17 protein-coding genes are annotated in these 20,995 nt (G+C 68.3%); 9 read left to right on the top strand and 8 right to left on the bottom strand.

Features of this window, described 5'->3' with window-relative positions; genetic code table 11:
• Window positions 1-39 precede the first annotated feature (39 nt).
• The 6 genes from H3H55_RS33735 to H3H55_RS33710 all read right to left on the bottom strand — a co-directional run bounded on the left by H3H55_RS33735 (window position 40) and on the right by H3H55_RS33710 (window position 8,534).
• Complete coding sequence (locus tag H3H55_RS33735; RefSeq protein WP_193102556.1) at window positions 40-1,317, bottom strand: NAD(P)/FAD-dependent oxidoreductase; 1,278 nt, start codon at window positions 1,315-1,317, stop codon at window positions 40-42.
• 168 nt (window positions 1,318-1,485) lie between these two features.
• Window positions 1,486-2,967, bottom strand: coding sequence for an aldehyde dehydrogenase family protein (locus tag H3H55_RS33730; RefSeq protein ID WP_193102555.1), 1,482 nt, complete (start codon window positions 2,965-2,967; stop codon window positions 1,486-1,488).
• Window positions 2,968-3,053: 86 nt separating this feature from the next.
• Window positions 3,054-4,928, bottom strand: coding sequence for an ABC transporter ATP-binding protein (locus H3H55_RS33725; RefSeq protein ID WP_193102554.1), 1,875 nt, complete (start codon window positions 4,926-4,928; stop codon window positions 3,054-3,056).
• Window positions 4,928-5,884, bottom strand: a complete 957-nt coding sequence (locus H3H55_RS33720; protein ID WP_048248960.1) for an ABC transporter permease — start codon at window positions 5,882-5,884, stop codon at window positions 4,928-4,930. Before H3H55_RS33720 ends, H3H55_RS33725 begins: the two co-directional genes overlap by 1 nt.
• A gap of 30 nt (window positions 5,885-5,914) precedes the next feature.
• Window positions 5,915-6,868, bottom strand: a complete 954-nt coding sequence (locus tag H3H55_RS33715) for an ABC transporter permease (protein ID WP_193102553.1) — start codon at window positions 6,866-6,868, stop codon at window positions 5,915-5,917.
• A gap of 79 nt (window positions 6,869-6,947) precedes the next feature.
• Window positions 6,948-8,534, bottom strand: a complete 1,587-nt coding sequence (locus H3H55_RS33710; protein WP_193102552.1) for an ABC transporter substrate-binding protein — start codon at window positions 8,532-8,534, stop codon at window positions 6,948-6,950.
• 483 nt (window positions 8,535-9,017) lie between these two features.
• Between H3H55_RS33710 and H3H55_RS33705 the strand changes: the two genes are divergently transcribed.
• Window positions 9,018-9,362: a cupin domain-containing protein gene (locus H3H55_RS33705; protein WP_193102551.1), complete on the top strand. Its 345-nt coding sequence runs from the start codon at window positions 9,018-9,020 to the stop codon at window positions 9,360-9,362.
• Between the two features lie 96 nt (window positions 9,363-9,458).
• On the opposite strand, the gene H3H55_RS33700 is transcribed toward H3H55_RS33705, so the two are convergent.
• Window positions 9,459-10,127: a haloacid dehalogenase type II gene (locus tag H3H55_RS33700; protein WP_193102550.1), complete on the bottom strand. Its 669-nt coding sequence runs from the start codon at window positions 10,125-10,127 to the stop codon at window positions 9,459-9,461.
• 410 nt (window positions 10,128-10,537) lie between these two features.
• On the opposite strand from H3H55_RS33700, the gene H3H55_RS33695 reads away from it, so the two are divergent.
• From H3H55_RS33695 to H3H55_RS33660, 8 genes are all read left to right on the top strand, one after another.
• A complete protein-coding gene (locus H3H55_RS33695; protein WP_129518329.1) occupies window positions 10,538-11,398 on the top strand; it encodes a GNAT family N-acetyltransferase in 861 nt (286 codons plus the stop codon).
• 12 nt (window positions 11,399-11,410) lie between these two features.
• Window positions 11,411-12,337: a 2-hydroxyacid dehydrogenase gene (locus tag H3H55_RS33690; protein ID WP_129518330.1), complete on the top strand. Its 927-nt coding sequence runs from the start codon at window positions 11,411-11,413 to the stop codon at window positions 12,335-12,337.
• Window positions 12,338-12,498: 161 nt separating this feature from the next.
• Window positions 12,499-13,899 (top strand): aspartate aminotransferase family protein, encoded by a 1,401-nt coding sequence (locus H3H55_RS33685; protein ID WP_193102549.1) that lies wholly within the window; start codon window positions 12,499-12,501, stop codon window positions 13,897-13,899.
• A gap of 86 nt (window positions 13,900-13,985) precedes the next feature.
• Window positions 13,986-14,477, top strand: coding sequence for an Lrp/AsnC family transcriptional regulator (locus tag H3H55_RS33680; protein ID WP_048248968.1), 492 nt, complete (start codon window positions 13,986-13,988; stop codon window positions 14,475-14,477).
• A gap of 70 nt (window positions 14,478-14,547) precedes the next feature.
• A complete protein-coding gene (locus tag H3H55_RS33675; RefSeq protein ID WP_193102548.1) occupies window positions 14,548-16,020 on the top strand; it encodes an NAD-dependent succinate-semialdehyde dehydrogenase in 1,473 nt (490 codons plus the stop codon).
• A 43-nt stretch (window positions 16,021-16,063) separates the two neighbouring features.
• A complete protein-coding gene (locus H3H55_RS33670) occupies window positions 16,064-17,044 on the top strand; it encodes a M14 family metallopeptidase (protein ID WP_193102547.1) in 981 nt (326 codons plus the stop codon).
• A gap of 164 nt (window positions 17,045-17,208) precedes the next feature.
• Window positions 17,209-18,729 carry a sensor domain-containing diguanylate cyclase gene (locus H3H55_RS33665; RefSeq protein WP_193102546.1) on the top strand — a complete coding sequence of 507 codons (1,521 nt, stop codon included), beginning with the start codon at window positions 17,209-17,211 and terminating at the stop codon, window positions 18,727-18,729.
• Window positions 18,730-18,981: 252 nt separating this feature from the next.
• Window positions 18,982-20,568, top strand: coding sequence for a methyl-accepting chemotaxis protein (locus H3H55_RS33660; protein WP_193102545.1), 1,587 nt, complete (start codon window positions 18,982-18,984; stop codon window positions 20,566-20,568).
• A gap of 73 nt (window positions 20,569-20,641) precedes the next feature.
• On the opposite strand, the gene H3H55_RS33655 is transcribed toward H3H55_RS33660, so the two are convergent.
• The gene (locus H3H55_RS33655) at window positions 20,642-20,950 is read right to left on the bottom strand and encodes a hypothetical protein (RefSeq protein ID WP_193102544.1); all 309 of its coding nucleotides are present in this window, start codon (window positions 20,948-20,950) and stop codon (window positions 20,642-20,644) included.
• Between the last annotated feature and the right edge of the window lie 45 nt (window positions 20,951-20,995).

Here is a 20,995-nt window from a genome sequence, read left to right as displayed (position 1 = left end):
CCCGCACACCGGCCGGCCCGCCGCGTCGCTGTTCATCATTCAGTGCAGGATGTCCTGCAGCCGGTAGTACGCGCCGACAAACGGCAGGAACCACGCGTGTCCGAAATGGCCCGGCATCGCCGGCCAGTCGAGCTCGCGCCACGGATTCGATGCGGCCGCGCCGTACAGCACGTCCGCCATCACGCGGCCCATATGCACCGACATCTGCACGCCATGGCCGCTGTATCCCATCGAGTAATACACGCCCTCGTGCTGGCCCGCGCGCGGCAGGCGGTCGGCGGTGATGTCGACGAGGCCGCCCCAGCAATAGTCGAGCCGCACGTTCGCGAGCGCCGGGAAATAACCGGCCATCCCGGCGCGCAGGATATCGCCGCTTTTCGCATCCGAGCGCGGGCTCGACATCGCGAAGCGCGCGCGGCCGCCGAACAGCAGCCGGTTGTCCGGCGTCACGCGGAAGTAGTTGCCGATCTGGCGCGACGTCACGTACGCGCGGCGGTGCGGCAGCAGCCGGTTCAGCTGCGCGTCGGGCAGCGGCTCGGTCACCACGATGAAACTGCCGACCGGCGCGATGCGCCGCCGGAACCACGCGAACGGCCCGTGCTGCGATGCGCCGGTCGCGACCAGCACGCGATCGGCCACGATCGTGCCGCGCGTGCAGGTAATCGCGTGGCGCTCGCCGTCGAGCCGCTCGAGTTGCGTGACGGCCGCATGTTCGTAGATGCGTGCGCCGGCCCGCGCGGCGGCCTGCGCGAGTCCGACGCCGAACTTGCCCATGTGCATCTGCGCGCCGTTGCGCTGCAACAGGCCGCCGTGGAATCCGTCGGAGCCGACCTCGTCGCGGATCCGCGACGGTTCGATCAGTTCGATGTCCGGATCGACGTCGCGCCGCAATGCGTCGAAGGTCTTCGCGAGCCCCGCGAAATGCTGCGGCTTCGCTGCCAGCTTCAGCTTGCCGGCGCGCCGGAAATCGCAGTCGATCGCATGGTCGGCTACGATCGTCTCGACACTCTTCACCGCGCTTTCGTACGCACGGTAGAACTGCTTCGCCTGCTCGGCGCCGATTCGTCCGGCAAGCGACGCGTAGTCCTGCGCGACGCCCGTATTGCATTGACCGCCGTTGCGGCCGGACGCCTCCGCCGCGACCTGCGCGGCTTCGAGCACCACGACCGACACGCCGCGCTGCGCGAGCGCCAGTGCCGCCGACAATCCGGTAAAGCCGCCGCCGATCACGACCACATCGGCACGCCCTTCGACGCGCCCTTCGCTACCGGCGCCAAAGGCGGGTCGGGTATCCAGCCAGTACGATTCGAATTTCATCGGATCCTTCGTGAGCATTCCGCGCTCGGACGATCGCCGCCCGGTGAAAACCATTTAATCATCACCAAAAAGCGCAATTGCCGCGTATTGGCGCGCGGCGCGCGCTTCAAACGCTGTTTTGCACGGCCGCGGCAGCACACCGTGCTCGACATGCGCCGGCGCCATCCGTCACGCCTCCACCGACATGTCGATCAGCACGCTCTTGAAGCGCAGGTTCGACTCGTAAGCGTAACGACCGAGATCCTTGCCGATGCCCGACTGCTTGTAGCCGCCGGTCGGGATCACGAAATCCGACGTGCGGCCATAACGGTTGATCCACACGGTGCCGGCCTCGAGGCCGCGCATCATCCGCAGCGCGCGCCCGAGATCGGCCGTATGCACGCCGGCCGCGAGCCCGTACTTGTCGTGCGCGGCGAGCGCGAGCGCCTCGTCCTCGTCGTCGAACGTCTGCACGGTCAACACCGGCCCGAAGATCTCGTCGCGCACGGCCGGCGATTGCGTCGTCACGCCGGTCAGGATCGTCGGTGCGTAGAACGCCCCATCACCGGCGAGCGCGATGCGTGCGCCGCCCGCGACCGCCTGCGCGCCGCCTTCGAGCGTGCGCTGCACGATCGCGTCGATCCGCTGCAGCTGCGGCTGCGACACGATCGGCGCGAGCGTCGTGCCGGCCGCCCAGGTCATGCCCGGCGTCAACTCGGCGAACGCGGCCGCAACCCGGTCGACGAGGCGCGCTTCGACCCCGCGCTGCACGAGCAGCCGCGAACCGGCGACGCACACCTGCCCCGCGTTGCCGGCGATCGCGGCGGCGACCCGCCGCGCGACCGTATCGAGGTTCGGCGCATCGGCGAACACGAGCTGCGGGCTCTTGCCGCCGAGTTCGAGCGTGACGGGTTTCGTGCCGGATTGCGCGCACGCCGCCATGATCGCCGCGCCGGTCTGCGTCGACCCGGTGAACGTCACCTTCCCGATTCGCGGATGCCGGCACAGTGCGTCGCCGGTCGTCCGGCCATCGCCTTGCACGACGTTGAAGATGCCGGGCGGAATCCCCGCCTCGATCGCGAGCTCGGCCAGCCGCAGCGCCGAGAACGGCGTCATCTCGGACGGCTTCAGCACGACCGCGTTGCCGGCCGCGATCGCCGGCGCGATTTTCCACGACGCCATCACCAGCGGGAAATTCCACGGCGCGATCGCCGCGATCACGCCGTACGGTTCCGCGATCGTCATCCCGAGATGATCGCTGCGCGTGGCGGCGACTTCGCCGCCGATCCGATCCGCCCACTCGCCGTAGAAGCGAATGCCTTCGGCGGTAAACGGCACATCCCAGCGCGCCGCATCGGCGATCGGCCGGGTCGAGCCAACCGCTTCCAGCGGCGCGAGCGTCGCGACATCCGCCTCGATCAGGTCGGCCCAGCGCCGCATCGCACGCGCCCGCTCGCGCGGCGCGCGGCGTGCCCAGTCGCGGGTCCTGAACGCGTGCCATGCGTTCTCGACCGCGTGGTCGACGAGCGTCGCGTCGGCGATCGGCAGCGTCGCGTAGACCTGGCCGTCGGACGGCCTGCGCACGTCGAGCGCCGCCGCGCCGTCGATGAAGGCGCCGCCGATGAAGTGCGCGCTGCGCACCGCGACGACGGCCGGATCGAAACTGTTCATCAGGATGACTCCGGGGTGCGTCGCGCCCGGCGCCGACGGAACGGCCAGCGGCAAACGGGCGCGACGAGTGAATGGCGTGGCATGGGCTACAGGCGCACCGGTTGCGACGGCACGGCGGTCGCAACCGGCGGCTCCGCCTGGAAGCGCGCCAGGTCGTCCTCGCTGCGATGGCACAGCACCTGCGCGCCGTTGTCGAGGGTGCGCAGCACGGGCGCCGTCCGGTTGCATACGCCGTCCACCCGCATCGCGCAGCGCGACAGGAACGGGCACAGCCCGGCGTTGTCCGCGCTCGCGCCGATCGGCACCAGCGGCTGGTGGCAGCGCTCGGCCGCATCGTCGAGCCAGCCCGCGCGCAGCTCCGGCGCCGACGACACGAGCAGGTGCGAATACGGGTGATAAGGCGGCGCGCACAGCGCGTCGCGGCTGCCCGTCTCGACCCGGCGGCCCGCGTACAGCACGACGATGTCGTCGCTGATCGCGCGCACCTTGGCGATGTCGTGCGTGATGAACACGTACGACACGCCGAGCTTCGCCTGCAGTTCGCGCAGCAAGTCCATGATCGCGGCGCCGACCACGGTGTCGAGCGCCGACGTGACCTCGTCGCACAGGATCAGGTCGGGCTCCGCCGCGAGGGCGCGCGCGAGGTTCACGCGCTGCTTCTGCCCGCCGGACAGCTCGCCGGTGCGCCGCCCGGCGACGGCCTGCGGCAGCCGCACGAGTTCGAGCAGTTCCGCGACGCGCCGCCGTGCGCGCGTGCCCTTGATCCCGTGATAGAACGCGAGCGGTCGCGCGAGCGTACGCTCGACGGTATGCACCGGGTTGAGCGCGGTGTCCGCATTCTGGAATACGATCTGCACGCGCCGGTGCTGCTCTTTCGTGCGTTTGCCGATGTCGAGCGCGAGCGGCTCGCCGTCGAGCAGGATCTGCCCGCCGGTGGCCGGCACCAGGCCCGCGATCACCTTCGCGAGCGTGGTCTTGCCGGAGCCCGATTCGCCGATCACGCCGACGGTCTGCCCGCGCCCGATGCGCAGGTCCACTGCGTGCAGGATCACCTTGGCCGGCCAGCCTTTCGCGGTGCGGCCGCCGTAGCCGGCGATCGCGCCGCGCACGTCGAGCAGCGGCGCGGGCGCGGCGGGCGCGAGGTTCGCCGCCCGTTCGGCATCGCCCGGCGCGACCGCCGCGATCAGGCTCTGCGTGTACGGATGCACGGGCGCATGCAGGATCTGCTCGGTCGCACCCGACTCGCGGATCACGCCGTCGCTCAACACGATGATCCGGTCGGCCATCTGCGCGACGACGGCCAGGTCGTGCGACACGTACACCGCACTCATCCCGTAGCGCCGGATCACGCTCTTGAACGCCAGCAGCACGTCGATCTGCGTGGTCACGTCGAGCGCCGTCGTCGGCTCGTCGAGGATCACCAGCTCCGGATCGGTGATCAGCGCCATCGCCGCCATCAGGCGCTGCAACTGGCCGCCCGACACCTGGTGCGGATAACGCTTGCCGATCGTCTCCGGCTCCGGCAGCGCGAGCGCGCGAAACAGCTCGACCGCCTTCGCCTGCGCGTCGCGCTTCGACAGCGTCCGGTGGATCAGCGCGCTCTCGATCACCTGGTCGAGGATCGTGCGCGACGGGTTGAACGCGGCGGCCGCGCTCTGCGCGATGTACGCGACCCGGCGGCCGCGCAGCGCGGTCAGCGCCTGCGTGGACAGCGTGCAGACGTCCGAGCCGTCGAGCTTGACCGAGCCGCCGGCGATCCGGCAGCCGGCGCGCGCATGGCCCATCAGCGACAGCGCGATCGTCGTCTTGCCCGAGCCGGATTCGCCGATCAGCGCGAGCACCTCGCCGCGCCGGACGTCGAAGTCGACGCCGTCGACGATCGTCGTTTCCGTACCGCCCGGCCGGCCGCCGACCACGCGCAGCCCGCGCACCTCGACGAGCGGGTTCGATTCGTGTCGCATCAGTGTGCTCCCGCGGCGGCGGCCGCACCCTTGCGGCGGCCGCGATGCGGCAAGCCGTCGATCAACAGGTTGACGCCCACCGTCAGGATCGCGATCGCGACCGCGGGCATGATCGCGACGGCCGAGCCGTCGCCGAGGCTGGCGATGTTCTCGCGCACGAGCGAGCCGAGATCCGCGTACGGCGGCTGCACGCCGAGCCCGAGGAAGCTCAGGCCGCTCAGCAGCAGTACGACGAACGTGAAGCGCAAGCCCGTGTCGGCGAGCATCGGGTGAATCATGTTCGGCAGCATCTCGACGCACGCGATGTACAGCGCGCTCTCGCCGCGCGCCCGTGCGACCTGCACGAATTCGAGCGTGCTGATGTTGACCGCCAGCGCGCGCGCGATCCGGTACGAGCCCGGCATGTAGCTGATCGCGGCCGTCAGGATCAGCAGCGGCAGCGACGAGCCGAACGCGGCGACGATCATCAGCGCGAACATCTTCGACGGGATCGACGTGAGCGCATCGAGCACGCGGCTCATCGTCTCGTCGACCACGCGGCCCGACACCGTCGCGAGCAGCCCGAGCGTCGTGCCGGTCAGCGCGGCGAGCAGCACCGCCGCAAGCGCGAGCAGCACGGTCAGCCGCGTGCCGTACAGGATCCGGCTCAGCATGTCGCGGCCGAGGAAGTCCGAGCCGAACGGCAGCTTCGCGCTGAACGGCGCGAACACGTCGGGCGTCACGATCGTGCCGACGTCGTGCGGCGCGAGCAGCGGCGCGAACACCGCGATGAACAGCATCAGGCTCGCCATCGACAGGCCGATCCAGCCGCCGGTCGTCAATGCGGGGCGCATCGCACGGCGCTTGCGCGGTTGCTCGGGGGAAGGCGCGGCAGGCGGCGTGTCGCCCCACGACGGGCGCGGATCGCCGGGCGGCGGCAGCGCGCTGCTGCGTTGTACGGGTTCGGTCGGGTGCATGTTCGGCATCTCGGGAGAAGGACGGGACGGTCAGGTCCGCAGTCTCGGGTTCGACACGATCGAGCACAGGTCGGCGAACAGCACGAGCGTCAGATAGGCCACGCAGAAGATCAGCGTGCACGCCTGCACGAGCGGAAAATCGCGGTTGCCGACCGCATCGACCATCAGGCTGGCGAGGCCCGGATAGTTGAAGATCGTCTCGACGACGATCACGCCGCCGAGCAGGTACGACAGGCTCAGGGCGATCGCATTGGCGATCGGCCCGATCGCGTTCGGCAGCGCATGGCGCAGCACGACGCGCGCGGGGCTCGCGCCCTTGAGCACGGCCATCTCGACATACGATGCGCTCAGCTGCTCGATCACCGCGGCGCGTGTCATCCGTGCCATCTGCGCGATCACCACCGCGCACAGCGTCAGCACCGGCATCGCATACGCGCGCAGGAAATCGTGGACGCTCTCGATCGGGCCGCTGTACGACAGCGCGGAAAGCCAGTGCAGCTTCACCGCCAGCACGAGCACGGCGACCGTCGCGATCAGGAATTCCGGCGTCGCGACGAGCGACAGCGTGCCGAGGCTGATCACGCGGTCGATCGCCGACTCGCGCTTGACCGCCGCGAGAATGCCGAGCACCAGCGCGATCGGCACCGAGACGCAGGTCGTGATCGCCGCGAGCGTGAGCGATTTCGGCAGGCGTCCGCCGATCATGTCGGACACCGGCATGTCGCTCGACAGGGAACGGCCGAAATCGCCGTGCAGCAGGCCCGCGAGCCAGTGCACGTAGCGCACGTGGGCCGGCATGTCGAGGCCGAACTGCTGACGCAGCGCGGCTACCGTTTCCGGCGTCGCGGACTGGCCGAGCGCGGCCTGTGCGGCGTCGCCCGGCAACAGGTTCGTGATCGCGAAGATGATCACGGACACGAGCAACAGCGTCAGCGCGGTGACCGCGATGCGGCGGCCGATCAATCCGAGCAGAATGCGGTTCATTGCACGGCACTCCGGGAAAGTGAGGCCGTTGCCGGCGCGGAAATCCGCACCGGCAACGCGACCGTGGCGGGCAGCGGCGTCAAGCGTTCCACCACACGTGCTCGGCGAACATGAAGCCCATCATCCCGCCGGTCGGGATCGAGCCGAGACCGCCGAGCCGCTTGTCGTAGCCGTCGAGAAAACTGATGAAGGCCGGAATGCCGATCCTGCCCTGCTGCGCGACGATCACCTGCATCTCGCCATACATCTGCTTGCGCTTCGCATCGTCGGTCTCGGAACGCGCGGCGAGCAGCAACTGATCGAACTTCGCGTTCTTCCAGCCCGACTCGTTCCACGGCGCATCCGACTTGAAGAATTGCGTGAACAGCACGTCGGCGCTCGAGCGCGGATTGATGTTGCCGAAGCCGAGCGGATGTTTCATCCAGTGGTTCGACCAGTAGCCGTCGGCCGACACGCGGTTCACCTGCAGGTTCAGCCCGATCTTCTGGCCGGCCTGCTGCAGCAGCACGGCCATCTCGATCGAGCCGTTCGCGTCCGACGTCGCGTAGATCGGCGGCAGCGCGGCGCCCAGCGCACCGGCCTTCTGCAACAGGAATTTCGCCTTGTCCGGATCGTGCGGCCGTTGCGGCAGCGACGCGTTGAAGTAACGATGGCCCGGCGGAATCGGCTGGTCGTTGCCGATCACCGCGTAACCGCGGAACACCGCCGAGCGGATCTGCTCGCGGTCGAACAGGTACTTGATGCCTTCGACGAAATCCGGGTTGGCGGTCAGCGGGTTTTCGCTGCGCATGATCAGGTCGGTATACAGGCCCGACTTGGTTTCCTTGAGCGCATAACCGGGCGTCGACGCGACACGCTGCGTCGAGCGCGGGTCGACCGCATTCACGAGATGCACGTCGCCCGACAGCAGCGCGTTCAGGCGCGCGGCGCTGTCGCTGATGCCGATCAGCTCGATCTCGTCGAGATACGGCATCCCCGGCTTGAAATAACTGTCGTTGCGCACGCCGACCGTCGTCACGCCCGGCTTGAACGTCTTCAGCTTGTACGGGCCGCAGCCGATGCCGGTCGTGAAGTCGGTCATGCCGTCCTTGACGATCACGAGCTGCGGCGTCGCGAGGATCACCGGCAGGTCCGCGTTCGCGCTGGCGAGCGTCAGCGTGACTTCGTCGGGGCCGGTCGCCTTCGCGTCGGTGAACTGGTCGGCGATCGTCTTCACCTTCGACGCCGTGGCCGCATTCTTGTGGCGTAGCAGCGAGAACACGACGTCGGCCGGGCCGACCGTCTTGCCGTCGTGGAACGTGACGCCCTTGCGCAGCTTGATGACCCAGGTCTTCGCGTCGGACGTGCGCAGCGACTCGGCCAGGTTCATCTGCGGCGTCAGGCTGGCATCCAGCTGCGTGAGGCCGCTGTAGAACATGAAGAAGCGGATGTAGTCGGCGCCCGTCGAGCCCTTGGCCGGGTCGAGCGTATCGGCCGTCGAGCTGGATTCGTTCGCCACGCGGATCTTGCCGCCGCGCTTCGGCGCGGGCGCGGCGAACGCCGGTTGCGCGCCCATCAGCAGCCCGCCGGCCCCGGTGGCCATCATGCCGCCCGCCGCCATGATCCGCATCATGTCGCGGCGCGTGAAGCCGCGGTGATCTCCGCCGTTGTCGATATCGTCGCTCATCCGAACTGCTCCTGACTGTGGAAAGTGGGTCCTGGGGTCCAGCGTGGTTCGAGATTCCCGCCGCGCCCGCCTGCTGGTGGCGAGCACGACGTCGTACGCATTGAGTTCATTTAAGCACCGCCAAAATGCGGGTTGTCGCGATTCAGGGCGCCTGCACGACACGATTCGACCGTTTTGGGCCGTCCGCGCAGCATGATCCGCTGCGCGTTCGCGTCGGCTGCCGCCGCTTCCCGATCGACTCGCGATACATGCGTGACAAAGGGAATCGTAAAGCGGCGGCCGCCGCAGATTGCACCGACAAAATTGCCCGTTCGGCATCCGAAACGCGTTCGGCGGCCTCAAACCGCATGTTGTGCGTCGATCGCGCGCGCGGGTCGAAACGAGCGAAACGTCCTAGTCGCCGACCCCGCGCGCATGCGACAGTGAGCCGCCCTCGCAGCCGCTGCGCGGGGGCGATTCCCCCACCCGCGAGGACACCCACGCATGAAAGTTCAGAAGATTGCCCGCTCCATCGACATCGACTTGCCCGAAGACTGGGGCACGGCCGGATTGCCCGGCAGCGAGCCCGCCCGCGTGTCGGGCCGCCAGGTTGTGATCCCGGGCAGCGAGGCGTTCGACACCGGCGTGTTCGAATGCACGCCGGGCACTTATCGACGCGGCGTGAAGGAAGCGGAGGTGATGCATTTCCTCGCGGGCGCCGGCACGTTTGCGCCGGATGGCGAGGAAGCGATCGCGTTCGGCGCGGGCGACACGCTGTTCTTCGCCGCGAACACCGAAGGGCTGTGGGACGTGCGCGAGACGATGCGCAAGGTGTATGTGATTTTCTGACGCTGGCGGCCCGCTGCGTGCCGCGGGTCTGGCCCGGTGCCCGGGGCAGGCCGGCGGCGCGCCGCACGACAGGTGCGCGCGCAGCCGGCGCGCCGCTTACAGGCCGAGTTGCGTCGCGAGATCGCCGATGTCGGACACCTCGTGGTAGTTGTAGAACGGCGTGCCCGGCTCGTGGCCGCGATTGACGAACGCCTTGTGCGTGATCCCGAGATCCTCGGCCGTCATCAGGTCGTAGCGCAGGCTCGACGACACGTGCAGCACGTCCTGCGGTTCGCAGCCGAGCTTGCCGAACATGTACTCGAACCCCTGCATGCGCGGCTTGTACGACTGCGCCTGCTGCGCGGTGAACACCGCGTGGAACGGCGCGCCGAGCTTGTCGACGTTGCTCATGATCTGGTCGTCCGATGCGTTCGACAGGATCACCAGCTTGTACTTCTTCGCGAGCCGCGACAGGCCGGCCGGCACGTCCGGATGCGGGCCCCAGGTCGGGACCGCGAGATAGAAGCGTTCGGCTTCGGCTTCGTCGAACTTCACGCCGAGCTTGCTGCAGGTACGCCGGATCGCATTGACGACGACGTCGCGGTACGGCTTCCACGCGCCGAGCACCTCGTCGAGGCGATAGCCGGCGAACACGCGCACGAACTCCTCGAGCGCGGCCGGCGACAGGCGGTCGGCGTAAATCTCGCGCGCCATGTCGCCCATCCGGAAGCGGGTCAGCGTGCCATAGCAGTCGAACGTGATGAATTTCGGTTCAAATTGGATCATGGTGACGTCCTGTCGGTGTGAAGCCCCGGCAGGGCCGGGGACGGGCTGGGTTGAATGCAATTGAATCAGGGCAATAAATCCTTCGCGCATCGTTCGGCGCCGCGCGAAACGCACGATCGCCGCGTATTGCCGGGGCTGCACGGCACGATCTGCGGCCTGCTCCCGGCGGGCGACGGGCGGCGAACGCACTGCACTGCCTGCTTGAATCGTACTGGCGTTCGCGCAGCAGAAGCTGCCGGAATGACCGCCCGCGCCGGCACGCAGCACGCGTTGCGTCGCGCCGTTCGACCCGGTTTGCGTCGATTTCGCGCGACCGGCCGCGATCGCCGAAAAACAGGCGAATCGTCCTATCCGCACCGTGGCGCCGCTGGCAGAGTGGATGCGTCATTCCTACCGATCCGGAGTCCGGCGTGGCCGACCTCAACCTTTCCCGCCCGCTTATCTATCGTCCGTTCGCCGAAAGCGACCTTCCCGCCGCGCATCGGCTGTCGGAAGCATTCAACTGGCCGCATCGGGTCGACGACTGGCGTTTCGTGCTGCAACTCGGCAGCGGCTTCGTCGCCGAAGACGAGACCGGCGTCGTCGGCACCGCGCTCGGCTGGCGCTTCGGCGAGTCGCACGCGTCGCTCGGCATGGTCATCGTGTCGCCCGAACGCCAGGGCCGCGGCATCGGCCGCGAACTGCTCGCGCGGATCGTCGACAGCTTCGGCACGCGGGCCATCTTCCTGCATGCGACGCCGGCGGGCGAACCGTTGTACGTGAAATTCGGCTTCGACGTGATCGACACGATCGATCAGCACCAGGGCGCCGCGTTCCAGCCGCCGCTGATCTCGCTGCCGCCCGGCGAACGACTGCGGCCGATCGGCGCGAACGACGGCCCGCGACTTGCCGCGCTCGCGTCGCGGGCGGCCGGTTATCCGCGAGACGGCGTGATCGACGCACTGCTCGGCATCGCCAACGGCATCGCGATCGATCGCGACGGCGAACTGCTCGGCTTCGCGCTGTTCCGCCGGTTCGGCCGCGGCCATGCGATCGGGCCGGTCATCGCGCCGGACACCCTTCGCGCGCAGGCGCTCATCAGCCACTGGCTCGCGCTGCACGAGGGCATGTTCGTGCGGCTCGACGTGCCGGGCGACAGCGGCCTGTCCGACTGGTTGCAAGGGCTCGGGTTGCCGCGGGTCGACACGGTCGTCGCGATGGTGCGCGGCGCGGCGCCCGCGCGCGATCCGGCGCTGCGCGCGTTCGCGATCGTCAACCAGGCGCTCGGCTGAGCGACGCGCACAATGAGCTTCGTCTACAAGGCCGATCCGGTGCGCGGCGCGCAATGGGCACGCCGTTTCGCCGAGCAAGCCCCCGATCTCGCGTTCCGGATATGGCCCGACATCGGCGATCCGGACGCGGTCCGCTACCTCGCCGCCTGGCAACCGCCCGACGATCCGGTCGCGCTGCTGCCGAATCTCGAGATCGTGTTCTCCGTCGGCGCCGGCATCGACCAGTTCGACCTGTCGCGCGTGCCGGCGCACATCCCGGTCGTGCGGATGATCGAACCCGGCATCGTCGACGGCATGGTCGAGTATGTGACGCAGGCCGTCCTGACGATCCACCGCGACCTGTTCGACTATGCGGCGCAGCAACGTGCCGGGGTGTGGCGCGAGCGGCCGGTGCGCGCGGCCGCATCGCGGCGTATCGGCGTGCTCGGGCTCGGCACGCTGGGGCAGGCCGTGCTCGACATGCTGCGGCGCTTCGGCTTCCCGTGCGCCGGCTGGAGCCGCACGCCGCGCACGCTCGACGGCGTCGAGTGCCATGCGGGCGATGCGGCGCTGGACGCGTTTCTCGCCCGCACCGACATCCTGATCTGCCTGCTGCCGCTGACGGACGGCACGCGCGGGCTGCTCGGCGCGCGCGTGTTCGACGCGCTGCCGGCCGGCGCGTCGCTCGTGCAGGTCGGTCGCGGCCCGCAGCTCGACGCGGCCGCGCTGCTCGCGGCGCTCGACAGCGGCCGGCTCGACAGTGCGATCCTCGACGTCACGGACCCCGAACCGTTGCCGGCCGGCCATCCGTTCTGGACGCATCCGCGCGTGCGGATCACGCCGCACATCGCGAGCGCGACGCGGCCCGACACCGCGGTCGACGCCGTGCTCGCGAACCTCGCGCGGCATCGCGCGGGGCAGCCGATGATCGGCGTCGTGGATCGCACGCGCGGCTACTGACCGTTCGCGCGCGCCGGCGCGCGGGCGCAGCAGAAAATGCCGAAGCGCGCCGTGCAAACGCCGCACCCGTACGTTTCACGCGGCAAATTGACGGCACGCGCGCATTTCTCGCTCGGTAGCATGACTCCATCGCTGACACCCGACGAGAGACCCGCCCTGCCATGACCTACTCCGCGCTGATCGAAGCCGATCGTCAACACCTGATCCATCCGGTCGTCAATTACCGCGAGCACGAGGCGCGCGGCGTCACCGTGCTCGATTCCGCCGACGGCGTCTTCCTGCGCGACGCGAACGGCCATACGCTGCTCGATGCGTTCTCCGGCCTGTGGTGCGTGAACGTGGGCTACGGCCGCGACAGCATCGTCAAGGCGGCAGCCGACCAGATGGCGAAGCTGCCCTACGCGACTGGCTATTTCCACTTCGGGTCGCAGCCCGCGATCGAACTCGCCGAACGGCTCGCGGCGCTCGCGCCCGCGTCGCTCAACCGCGTGTACTTCACGCTCGGCGGCTCGGACGCGATCGATTCCGCGGTGCGCTTCATCACGCACTATTTCAACGCGACCGGCCGCCCGACGAAGAAACACATGATCGCGCTCGAGCGCGGCTATCACGGCTCGTCGTCGATCGGCGCCGGCCTGACCGCGTTGCCCGCGTTCCATCGCCATTTCGACCTGCCGCGCGCCGACCAGCACCACCTGCCGTCGCCGTACCCTTACCGGCACCCGCTCGGCGACGATCCGCAGGCGCTGATCGCCGCGTCCGTCGCCGCCCTCGAAGCGAAGGTCGCGGCGCTCGGCGCGGACAACGTCGCCGCATTCTTCTGCGAACCGGTGCAGGGCTCGGGCGGCGTGATCGTGCCGCCCGCGGGCTGGCTGAAGGCGATGCGCGACGCGTGCCGGCGTCTCGGCATCCTGTTCGTGGCCGACGAGGTGATCACCGGCTTCGGCCGCACGGGCCCGCTGTTCGCGTGCGAGACCGAAGGCGTCGAGCCCGACCTGATGACCGTCGCCAAGGGGCTGACGGCCGGTTATGCGCCGATGGGCGCGGTGCTGATGTCCGACGAAATCTACGAAGGGATCGCCGGCAGTCGCGCCGATGCCGCAGTGGTCGGGCACGGTCAGACGTATTCCGCGCATCCGGTCAGCGCCGCGATCGGTCTCGAGGTGCTGAAGCTCTACCACGACGGCGGGCTGCTCGCGAACGGCCAGGCGATGGCGCCGCGTTTCGCGGCCGGCCTTGCCGCGCTGCGCGACCACCCGCTGGTTGGCGATGCGCGTTCGGCGGGCCTGCTCGGCGCGCTCGAACTGGTGGCCGACAAGGCGCGCAAGACGCGCTTCGACCCGACGCTGAACGTGCCCGACCGGATCACGGCGGCCGCCTACGCGAACGGCATCGTGTTCCGCGCGTTCGGCGACGGCGTACTCGGTTTCGCGCCGGCGCTGAGCTTTAGCGCCGGCGAATTCGACCTGATGTTCGAGCGCGTCCGCCAGACGCTCGACGACGTGCTGGCCGCCCCGGGCGTGCGGCACGCGCTCGACGCCGCCCACGCGCAGCCCGCCTGAATCGGGCGAGGGAAAGACGGGCTTGTGGCGGCTACCGTTCGACTCTAAAGTAACTGGACATTCCATTTCTGCCTTCTCACGCGAACATGACGGACAGCAAGCTAGACCGGATCGACCTGCGCATTCTTTCCCAGCTGCAGAAGCGCGGGCGCATGACCAACGTCGAACTGGCCGATGCAGTCGGACTGTCGCCGAGCCCGTGCCTGATCCGCGTCAAGCGGCTCGAGAAAGCCGGCTACATCGCCGGGTACGGCGCGCATATCCAGATCGAGAAGCTCGGCGACGTGCAGGTGGTGTTTACCGAGGTCACGCTGGCCGACCACCGGCGCGAGGATTTCGACCGGTTCGTCGCGGCGATCCGCAATGTCGACGAGATCGTCGAATGCCATCTCGCGAGCGGCGGCTACGACTATCTGCTCAAGTTCGTCACGCGCAGCGTGAGCCACTACCAGACGATCGTCGAAGGACTGCTCGAGCAGAACATCGGCATCGAGAAGTATTTCAGCTACGTGATCATCAAGTCGCCGTTCGTCAAGCGGCACTATCCGCTCGAGTCGCTGTTCGGCGAACGACACTGACGCGCGGCGTGCGGCCGCCCCGGGCGCAGCCGCACGCCGACTTCGAGCCGCCCTCATCCAAGGACCCGACATGTCACTTACCCTCACCCGCACCGAACTCGTTCGCAGTGCGAATCTGATCGACGGCGCGTGGTGCGACGCGCTCGACGGCCGACGTTTCGCGGTCACCGATCCGGCGACGCTCGAGCGCGTGGCCGACGCGCCCGACAGCGGCGCGGCCGACGCGCGTGCCGCAACCGACGCGGCCGCGCGCGCGCTGCCCGCATGGCGCGCGACGCCGGCCCGCGAACGCGCGGCGATCCTGCGCGCATGGCATGCGGCGATCGTCGCGCACACCGAGGATCTCGCGAAACTGATGTCGCGCGAACAGGGCAAGCCGCTCGCCGAAGCGCGCGGCGAAGTCGCGTATGGCGCGTCGTACGTGCTGTGGTTTGCCGAGGAGGCGACCCGCGCGTACGGCGACCTGATTCCGCAACAGCAGCGCGGCAAGCAGCTGAGTGCCGTCAAGGAGCCGATCGGTGTCGTCGCCGCGATCACGCCGTGGAATTTCCCGCTCGCGATGATCGCGCGCAAGATCGCGCCCGCGCTGGCGGCCGGCTGCACGGTCGTCGCGAAGCCGGCCGAAGACACGCCGCTCACGGCGCTCGCGCTGGCGTTCCTCGCGCAGGAAGCCGGCGTGCCGCGCGGCGTGCTGAACGTGATCGCCGCATCGCGCGCGCACGGCATCGACGCGGTGGCCGACTGGCTCGCCGACGGCCGTGTGCGCAAGATCACGTTTACGGGATCGACGCCCGTCGGCAAGCTGCTCGCACGCGAATCGGCCGCGACGCTCAAGAAGCTGTCGCTCGAACTCGGCGGCAACGCGCCGTTCATCGTGTTCGACGATGCCGAACTCGACGCCGCCGTCGATGGGTTGATGGCCGCCAAGTTCCGGAACGGCGGCCAGACCTGCGTGTCGCCGAATCGCGTGTACGTGCAGGCCCGCATCTACGAGGCATTCGCCGCGAAGCTCGCCGCGCGGGTCAGCGCACTGAAAGTCGCGCCGGCGACCGACCCGGCCGCACAGATCGGCCCGATGATCAACGCACGCGCGGTCGACAAGATCGCGCGCCATGTCGACGACGCGCTCGAGCGCGGCGCCCGCGTGCTGACCGGCGGCAGGCGCCTGCCCGAGCTGGGGCCGAACTATTACGCGCCGACCGTGCTGGCCGAGGCGGCCCCCGGCATGCAGCTCGGTTGCGAGGAGACGTTCGGGCCGGTCGCCGCGCTGTTTCCATTCGATACCGAGGACGAAGCCGTCGCCGCCGCAAACGACACGCCGTTCGGGCTCGCCGCGTATTTCTACACGCAGGACGTCCGGCGGATCGCGCGCGTGTCGGCGCGGCTCGAAACGGGCATCGTCGGGATCAACGAGGGCGCGCTCGCGAGCGAAGCCGCACCGTTCGGCGGCGTGAAGGAATCGGGCTACGGCCGCGAAGGTTCGCGCCATGGCCTCGACGACTACCTGTCGATCAAATACCTGTGCCAGGGCGGGCTCGACTGAACGCGCGCCTCATTCTTACGTTTTCGTTACCCGGTATGCCGCCATGAACGCTTTCACCCCCTACCCGATCGAAGTTTCGTTTCCCGACCTTGCGCCGCACCGCGCGGGCAATACCGGCGTCGACCATGTCTATCGCTTCGCGTCCGGCGTGGCCGGCCCGAACGTGATGGTCAACGCGCTCACGCATGGCAACGAAGTCTGCGGCGCGATCGTCGTCGACGCGCTGCTGGCGCTCGGCCTGCGGCCGCGCCGCGGCACGCTCACGCTGTCGTTCGCGAACGTCGCGGCCTACGCGCGCTTCGATCCCGCGCAGCCGGACGCGGCGCGCTTCGTCGACCAGGATTTCAACCGCGTGTGGACACCCGCCGTGCTCGACGATCTGTCGGTCCGCTCGGTCGAACTCGATCGCGCCCGCGCGCTGCGCCCGTTCGTCGACGCGGCCGACTGGCTGCTCGACCTGCATTCGATGCATGAGCGTAGTGCGCCGCTGATCGTCGCGGGGCCGCTCGACAAGGGTGTCGCGCTCGCGCGCCGCGTCGGCGCGCCGGCCACCGTGATCCGCGACGAAGGCCACCCGGAAGGCACCCGGATGCGCGATTACGCGGCGTTCGGCGAGCCGGACAGCCCGAAATGCGCAATGCTGGTGGAATGCGGGCAGCACTGGGAAGCGCGCGCGGTGGACGTCGCGCGCGACACCACGGCGCGTTTTCTGGTGGCGTCCGGCGTGGTCGAGCACGACGACCTGCCCGCGGACTGGTTCCTGCCGCTGCCCGACACGATGCGCGTCGTGCAAGTGACGGAGCCCGTGGTCGCGACGAGCAGCGCGTTTCGTTTCGCGGGCGACTATACCGGGCTCGAACATTTTCCGGACGCCGGTACCGTGATCGGCTGGTCGAACGATGTCCCGGTCGTGACGCCCTATCCCGACTGCGTACTCGTGATGCCGTCGCTGCGGCAATTGCGGCCCGGCGTCACCGTCGTCCGGCTCGGGCGGCTTGTCGACGAATCCGGCGCGCAAGGCTGACGGTTCGGCTTCGACGGAACCGGCGCGCCGGCCGCACACGTTTGCGGCCGGCGCGCGTCGATTCGCTTCGCATCCGGACCTCGATTTCCCCGCTTACCTGCCGTTAACCCGGATTTCAGCGCAGCCTCGGTCATCGCACCGGGCGTTCCCTACGAGCGCGTAGCATGTCCGCATCCACTTGCATCGAAAAAATCGCCGACTGGGCGGGCCGAAACCATCTTGTCGTCGGCGCCCTGGGCACACTGATGGCGCTCGCTGCGCTGAGCATCAGCGCCATGACGCTCTGGGCCACGAGAAGCGGTGTCGTCGAGCATGCGCACGAAACCTCCCGCAACGTCGCCGCCGTGCTGGTCAGCGAGATCGCGCGCACCGTCGAGACGTCCAACAACGCATTGATCGCGCTCGCATCCGATCTCGGCAAACCGGAGGTCCGGCGCATGGACGCCCAGTTGCGGCACGACCTGCTGTTCCAGCGCGCGGCCGCGCAGTACGTGACCGGCATGGGCGTGACGGACCAGTCCGGCCACCTGATCGACGGATGTTGCGGCCCGTCTCACCGTTGGGACTTCAGCGACCGCGACTACTTCAAGGTGCATCGCGACGCGGCGAACGTCGGCCTTTACGTATCGGAGGCTTATCGCGCACGCTCGCGCGGCGGCAAGGAGTCCATCGCGCTGTCGCGGCGCATCGAACGGCCGGACCATACCTTCAACGGCATCGCGGTCGTCGCCATCGACCTCGCCTATTTCGATCAGTTGCTGTCCCGACTGAACGTCGGGCCGAACGGCATCAGCGCGATCCTGCGCGCGGACGGCACCATCCTCGCCAGAAATCCGCCGCTGAGCGACCACCAGATGGTCCGCCTGCGCCGATCGAGGGCCTTCGATCGCATGCTGAACCAGGACTCGGGGTTCTATGCGGCCTACTCGCGTATCGACGGCACCTTGCGGCTGTATACCTTCCAGCGGGTACCCGGTACGCCGCTGATTGCCGTCGTCGCGCCTGCCGAGCGCGACGTGCTGGCCGGCTTCACGCGCATGTCATGGTCGGTCGGCGTGTCGGCATCGTTCATCTGCGCGCTCTTCTGCGCCGTCGTCTGGCTGCTCGCGTTCGCGTTGCGGGACAATCTTCGCAAGCAGACGCTGCTAACCGATCTCACGCGCACCGATCCGCTCACGGGCCTGCACAACCGCCGTGCGCTCGATGTCGCGCTGGCCGACGAATGGGAACGCATCCAGCGCAGCAACGACGGCAGCCTGTCCGTGCTGTTCATCGATGCCGACCACTTCAAGCAGTACAACGACCGATACGGGCATGCGCAGGGCGACACCGCGCTCAGGTTCCTCGCCGAATGTATCCGCGCTCACACGCGGCGGCGCGGCGATCTTGCCGCGCGCTACGGCGGCGAAGAGTTCGTCGCGGTGCTGCCGGACACGGATGAAAGCGGTGCCGCGAAGGTCGCGGAGGCGATCCGCCAGGAAGTGGAACGCAACCGGCTCGCCGAATTTTCCGAGACGGTTCCCGCTTTCACGGTGAGCATCGGGTACGCGACCGGTCATCGCGCACACCCGGCGTCCGTCGATGCGCTCACGCATCAAGCGGATCTTGCGTTGTATGCGGCGAAGCGACAGGGTAGAAACCGCGTGTGCCGCGGAGAGACGGAGCCGCTCGCGCTTGCGGTTTGAGGCGTGCATCGGTCGACAATCTCATGGTCCGCCGGACGGATCGTGACAGTTTCATTACCCTGCAGATTCAAAAATCACGCACTCCATAACGTCTGACGTAAACACCTCTCCCGAGAACGCTCCGAATTGCGCGTTCCCGACCATTGCAAGTTTAGCCGCAAACGATTGCATTTCTTCGACACCCTAAATTCTTCTGAAACCAACCCGATAATAAGGAACGCTATTCAATATCAACGCAACGGGGCATGACAGATGGATAACAGACAATTAATGGTGCGTACCAAACTCACCCTTACATTCGGCCTTCTGACATGCGTGGTGCTGCTCGTTTCGTTCCTCGGCGTCGTATCGCTCAGCAACGCGAACGCGGTGTTCGCGAGCTACGTCAACGGCATCAACGCTCGCGCGGAACTGGCGGCCATGGTCCGTGTCGCCGTCGATCGGCGCGCCATCGCGGCTCGCAATCTGGTGCTCGTGACAACGCCGCGCGACATCGAGATCGAGAAGGATGCAGCGCTGCAGGCTGACCGCGACGTCGGCACACGGCTCGCCGCACTCAGGAACGCCGTTACCCGAGACGCCGACGCATCCGACCAGGCGCGCGAGCTGGTGCGGAAAATCGACCAGGTCGAGGCCAGATATGGCCCGGTGGCACGGGCCATCGTCGACGCCGCACTGAACAACCGTCGCGATCAGGCCATCACGATGATGAACGAACAATGCCGACCGCTTCTGGCGCAACTGGTCGACGCATCGCAGGCCTATAGCGTGTACACGCGCGAACGCGCCGTGCAGATGGTGAAAGAGTCGGAAGACCGCTACGCGGCCCGGCGGGCGCTGCTCATCGTCATCTGTATCGCCGCCGTCGCGGGCGCGGTGGTGGCGGGCGTCATCATCGTGCGAGGGCTCACGCGTTCGCTCGGCACGGAGCCCGCCACGCTCAGCGACATCGCGCGTCGCATCGCCAGCGGCGATCTCGCCGCCGGGTCCACCACCGTCGACGCGCCACACGGCAGCGTGCTGGCTTCCATGCGCGAAATGCAGGCCAATCTGGTGCGTCTGATTTCACAGGTCCGCATTGCGTCCGGCAATGTCGCGACAGGCGCGAGCGAAATCGCGTCCGGCAACCAGGATCTGTCGTCGCGCACGGAACAGCAGGCCGCATCGCTGCAGGAGACCGCCTCCAGCATGGAAGAACTGACGTCCACCGTACGACTGAACGCCGACAATGCCCAGCAGGCGAGCTCGCTGGCCAATAACGCGTCGGAAGTCGCCCAGCGCGGCAGCGCCGCGGTCGGCCTGGTGGTCGAAACGATGACGGGTATCAGCGACAGCTCGACGAAAATCGCCGAGATCACCGGGATGATCGAAGGGATCGCGTTCCAGACGAACATCCTCGCGCTCAACGCGGCCGTGGAGGCGGCGCGCGCAGGCGAACAAGGTCGCGGCTTCGCGGTCGTGGCCAGCGAAGTGAGAAGCCTCGCGCAACGTTCGTCGACCGCCGCGAAGGAAATCCGGCAACTGATCACGCAATCGGTCCAGAAGATTCAGGACGGCTCGCGTCTCGCGAACAATGCGGGCGACACCATGAACCAGGTGACGCAGGCGGTGGCACGCGTGACGGACATCATGGGCGAGATCGCCGCGGCATCGGACGAGCAGAGCCGCGGCATCGCGCAGGTCGGCCTGGCCATCACGCAAATGGATGAAGTCACGCAACAGAATGCGGCGCTCGTCGAAGAAGCCGCCGCCGCATCGAAGTCGCTCGAGGAACAGGGAAGCCAGCTTGCCGAGTCGGTATCCCTGTTCCGGCTGGAAGCGGGCACGTCCGGTGGCTAGCCGTGTCGCCCGTCGAAAAATGGCGCCGACAACGGCGCGTACGAACCGGCGCGCGGAAAGCGCCGCTCGCGCGTCAGCGCGCGCCGACGCGAGCGGCCTCGTTCATCGCGTCGCCGTATCGCTCTGCCCGCTCGACGATACGCGCCAGCCGAATGATGTCGGTCAGCGCGAAATCGCTCGCGTCGGGCCGCGGCCGGTCGCGCTCGTCCGCCATGCGCGTCGCGAACGCGAGCGCTTCGGAGCGCTCGCGCAGCAGTGCCCGCAACGCATCCGCGATGACGCGCCGGTCGCGCGGATCATCCAGGCCGAGCACCGGCGCGTGGCCGTGTTCGACGTCCGGTTTCGCGAGCGGCGCGACCGCCAGCGTGGTGATACCGGGCATGGGCACCGTGTTCCGCTTCATGTCTGCCTCTCTCTTTGACTGACG

Source organism: Burkholderia sp. Z1 (assembly GCF_014893795.1).
Lineage (GTDB): Bacteria > Pseudomonadota > Gammaproteobacteria > Burkholderiales > Burkholderiaceae > Burkholderia > Burkholderia theae.
Note: the sequence above shows the minus strand (reverse complement) of the source record. Positions and strands in the feature narration are given on the sequence as shown.